Origin of the sequence: Kluyvera intermedia (genome assembly GCF_021440345.1) — a bacterium.
Classification (GTDB): domain Bacteria; phylum Pseudomonadota; class Gammaproteobacteria; order Enterobacterales; family Enterobacteriaceae; genus Kluyvera; species Kluyvera intermedia_A.
Genome location: NZ_JAKCNS010000012.1, coordinates 1 through 5,352, shown reverse-complemented (window position 1 = coordinate 5,352; position 5,352 = coordinate 1). Strand labels below are relative to the sequence as shown.

General features: G+C 36.1%; 2 protein-coding genes. Both read right to left on the bottom strand.

The window, feature by feature from the left end; all coding sequences use genetic code 11:
* Window positions 1-3,906 (bottom strand): CDP-glycerol glycerophosphotransferase family protein (locus tag LZ634_RS04195; protein WP_234502553.1); only part of this gene is annotated, 3,906 nt, incomplete at its 3' end.
* A 252-nt stretch (window positions 3,907-4,158) separates the two neighbouring features.
* On the bottom strand, window positions 4,159-5,352 hold a 1,194-nt coding region (locus LZ634_RS04190; protein WP_234502551.1), incomplete at its 5' end, for a CDP-glycerol glycerophosphotransferase family protein.

The window sequence follows — 5,352 nt, the reverse complement described above, 5'->3', positions numbered from 1 at the left end:
AGATAAATTCTTAAATATATTTATAACTTTTTCATATTCTCCCAATAAGAAATACATGAACGCAACAGTCGATTTTTGTTCATCGGAGCATAAAGACAGTTCTTCTTCCGTCATTTTTTCAGCAATATAAGCAGTTTTAACTATGTTTCCACCCGCTAATAATGATTCAACATACTTAACTTTATAATCTAATGAGTTATTATCTGTTAAAATATTACACCATACTTTAGCGGCGTTATCCCACAAACCGTTCTGACTAAACCATAACGCATCGTTGATTATTTTATCGTAATGTTGTGGATCATTAACTGATGGATTATCTAAATCATTAATTGCGCAGAAAACACGTTGACAACAAAGCCCATCTCGGATATTTAAACGTGGACTTTCTATATCTAAGATATCGTATACAGGTTTGCAGTCTTGTGCTAAAACTTGTGACAGTAGCATTAATACATCACTAACGTCCTTAAAAACATGGCTAGCGTTATTTATATCTATTTTATTTTTGTCACATAAATAAATTACTGGTTTGTTCTGAATCGCCATATCAATTGAAAACTCAGTGCTGTCGGTCAGCAATAATCCTGTATTACGAATCAATTCTTGAATATTTGAATTTTCCGAACTTAAAAACTCCAGATGTTCTAACTCGTCACAAATATCATCGTCGATATGCACTTTTGAATTAGAATAAAAGACAGCCTTATATCCATATTCATCCATTATATTTTTCAGATGACTAGATGTAATCACGTCGTTCCATTTCTCACTTAACCGATTATTAGCATCATAAGAATCAGCTGTGATAGGCATGATAAGCACCTGTTTCGCTTTTTCAGAATGTATGCCGACCAACGAGTCAAACCTTGGCATACCGGTCAGAACAACCTCTTTAGAGGAGTATTTATACATACTGCGATCATTAATGATGCTCTGATATTCATTTTCCGTAGACGTAATTAGGCAATCAATATTGTCCTTTTTGTTTAAGCCGTAATATGAATTATTCTGATTGATACTATGTTGCAAATATACGAAGTGTCTACCATGAAGCATTTTTGGCCCGAGTAAATTAGTAACATAATTTTCTGCCTGAGAACTAATTACTTTGCTACATAACTTTAACAGATCTTTATGCTTATTACACCCGAATGAGACTAACTGGAATCCTTCTTTATCTAACCGATTCCAGTCAGGTGATTCTTTACTTAGAGCAAAATAAATATTTTTATCCGGGAAGTTCTGCATTACGTAGCGATAGAGGTACTCAGCATTATCACCAGCATAAAGCTCACGATCCATAAAAATCCATACATCTGGATGATTCGATGCCATAGGATATCCAGGAGAGAGGTGCTCAAAGTAATCATAAATAGATTTTCCAAAAACAGCTCCATGATGCTGTTTTCCGCCAAAACTAATACTTGTAGGAAGGTTAGCAAAATCAATACGGACTGATTCATCTATAGGCAGCTTGTGCCATTCTCTTTTCTCTTTGAGCAATTGATGCCCAAGAAGATCATGGCATATATCTTTGTTATATAACGCACAGGAATATTTGTCGTTAACCTGAACCAGTAACGGCTCATCATCAAAAGAAAAGTATCTTAACTGAACTAATGCCTTAATTTTATCGACTTTTTCGATATAAACAATTTGTGATTCTAAAGAACTATTTTTGAGCGTCCCTAAAATACCGACTTTATGCAGGAACCAGTACCCTGGCCCAGAAAACTTCATAATAACGGCATCATCAATGTATTGAGTGATTTTTTTAATAATACCCCAACATATCTCTTTAGTTGTATTATTTAAACAATTGACCTCAGTCGAGTGATCCATTAAATGTTTAAAATAAATGAATAGATGCTGGAGAACGGCATTTTGAAATGTTACTGAGACATATAAATTCTGAGATGAAGCATGCTTGAGTAAATGCAAGCAGGAGAACTCAAGAAGTTCTGTATAGAACCCAACGTTTTCCCAGCACCTCTTATCCTGTGTAATTGTTCGCCACCACCGGACAGCTAATCTCCAGTCGGAAGAGTCAACGATTTGTGTAGCCTGAAAAATCATATCATCAATTGATATTTCTGGAATATTCTTACTATCTAATGCTTCAATAGCAGTAAATATTCGCTCACAGCATTTCGTATCCCGGTAGACAAATGTATCTTTAATTACGTCCAGAGTCCGTTGGTCTGGATAACAGTCATTTTTTAATAAAGTTGAAATATTCTCAATCGCATCATAAACATTATAACATATTGGACCGAATCCATTCTTATGGTAATCAAAATACTCGCTGGATAGATTATCGCCGAAATATTTCAGAAATAGATCATCATCAGAGTGATAATATATTGTACTCTTATTTTGTATTGCCATGTCAAAAGTAGTTGGCGAACAGTCGGTGAGCAATAATTTTGCGGCTCGCAAAATATCACAGAGTCCAATATCGCTCGAGGTTAGCACTTCAACATTATCAACACTGCTATACAGCTCACCACATGCGGGTAACTCGGATGGTATATAAAGCACAGCTTTATATCCAAACACATCGAGTGTTTCTTTCAATAAGTCAGAAGATATCAACTTATTCCAATGAGCTAGATAGCTATTGATGCCATCATCAATCTGTGAAGCGTTTAATGATGGCATCAATAAGACAATGTTTTCTCTATCTTCTACGGAAGATAATAAATAGTCGAATCGAGGTAATCCTGCTAACACGACTTCTTTGGAAGAATATTTATACTTGCCATTATCACTACAAATAGCCGAGTATTCCTGGCGCGTGGATGTAACAAAACAATCAATGTTGTCCTTAATGTTAAGGAGTGATGAATTATTATGACAATTAACGCCACTTTGTAAGTAAATAAAATGTCGGCCAAGCAACATTTTCGGTCCAATAAAGTTAGTAACATAATTATCGGATTGAGAGCTAATAACTTTTGAACAACTTTTAAGTATATTAAGATGTTCCTGGCTGCCAAATGAAAGTAAGCAGAAGCCCTCATTTTCCAAACGTTTCCAGTCTGGGGAGTCCTGATTCAATGCGAAATAGATTTCTTTTTCCGGATATTCATTCATCACATAGCGATAAAGATACTCAGCATTATCACCGGCTTGAGATAATTGATCCATGAATAGCCAAGCATTTTCGTATTCGCTATTAACAATATATTTAGGTCTCAATCCATTAAAATATGAAATGATGCTCTGGCCCGTTACACCATCTTTATATTGTTTTCCCCCATATGAAAGTATGGTTGGTAAATTAGATATATTGACGACTAACTTATCTTTCGGGTTAATAGATAACCAGACGCGTCTTTCTTGAATGAATTCACGCTCCAGTATATCGTGTCGCATTGTTTTCTCATACACAGGTAAGGCATACACGTCACCGATTTGAAAAATCTCAGGTTCGCCACCACGAATAAAATATCGCAACTGTACCAACTCTTTAACGCGATCATAGCTATCTACATACACATACTGGCAGTCTGGCTGATGATGTTTAAACGCATTTAACATACCAGATTTATGCAGGAACCAACTACCTTCACGAGAAAATTTAAGGATCGATTTATCGTCAATATAGAAAAATATTGCATCCAACAAGTTTAGAAAATTCGTTTTTTTATCACTATCCATCCAACCTAAGAGATGTGTGTTATTCATTAATGGACGAATATATAGAAACAGATGATAAAGTACCGTTGACTGTATGTTCTCAGGAACTTTTCCTTCGAAATCTGAATTATCTTTCAGTACGTTGAGACAGCTTTCCTCCAACATTCGTCCAGACCAATCCTGCCTCAGCCAAACATCATCTCTCTGTGCTAGCGATTTCCACCAGGATTCAGCTGCACTCCAGTTTCCCTCACGGGTCATCTGCATTGCTTGGTTAACAAGTCTATCAGCAGCAATTTCGGGTAACTCAGGGCTATCAAGAGCAACTATCGCATCGAACGTTCTTTCACAGCAACGGCCATCACGTAACGGGAAAGTTTTTGCGATTCTTTCTGCAACCTCGATATCCAGGACACATTCATTCTCCAGCAGTCTATCCAGCGAGTGGATGACCTCTTCTTCCGAACTACAAACAGGCCCAAAACCATCACGATGGTGCTTAAAGTATCCCGGTCAAAAAGTATGCCTTCCTGAATGGAGAACTTCATATTCATCAAATTGATAATAAATTGTGGATTTATCTTGTACAGCCATGTCAAATGCAACTGATGTGTAGTCAGTAAGCAGCAATGCAGACCGACAAAACACCTCTTGTATCCTTACGCTTTCAGGCATCAGAACTTCGATATTATCGGAAACTTTGAGATATTTAATATATGGGATTAAATTTGGATGTGGGTATATTACTATTCTGTAGTTATGTTTTTCTAATACCTCTTTAAATTCATTAGAATGCAAAAGTGATATCCAACTCTGCGCAAAATTGGTTTCCAAGAAATCTTCATTGACAACACGACTATGTCCACCTAAATCAGATTTGCCAACAATATCAGATCGCCATGTTGGCATAACAAGAATAATCTTCTCTGGTTTAACATTATTATTTACAAGATAATCATGCCGAGGTAATCCTGTCAACACGACTTCGTTGCTTGAGTATTTATATTTGCTAGCATTACCAACTATTGACTGGTATTCAAATGGTGATGATGTAACAAAGCAATCTATGTTTTCCTTTTGATTCAACCACGTTGAAAGATCATTATGTATAACACCATGTTGCAGAAATACAAAATGCCTGCCAGCAAGCATTCTAGGGCCTAGAAGGTTAACAACACAATGGTCGGCATTAGAGCTAATAATTTTTGAACAGGACTTAAGTATTTTATGATGCTGTTCGCTGCCAAATTCAAGCATACGAAAGCCCTCACTCTCAAGCCTCTGCCAATCATGAGAATCCTTATTTAGAGTAAAGTATATATTTCTTTCTGGATGCTCCCTCATTACATAACGATAAAGATGCTCAGCATTATCATCAGCCTGAAAATCACGATCCATAAAAATCCATGCATCTGAATTTTCATTTTTCTCTACATAAGAAGGTATCAACCCACTGAAATAATTTCTAATTCCCTGCCCTGTAATACCTTCTCTATACTGTTTCCCCCCACAAGCAACAATGGCAGGCTTGTTATTAATAATAACACTCAACTTATCCTCTAGATTGATTTTAACCCAAAGGCGATATTCTCTGACAAAAAGCCGATCAACAAAGTCATGCTGGGTTTCTTTTTCATAATAAGGTAGTATATAATTTCCAGCAGATTTAATTTTCACATCAGGTTCATTATAGCTAAAGAATCTTAT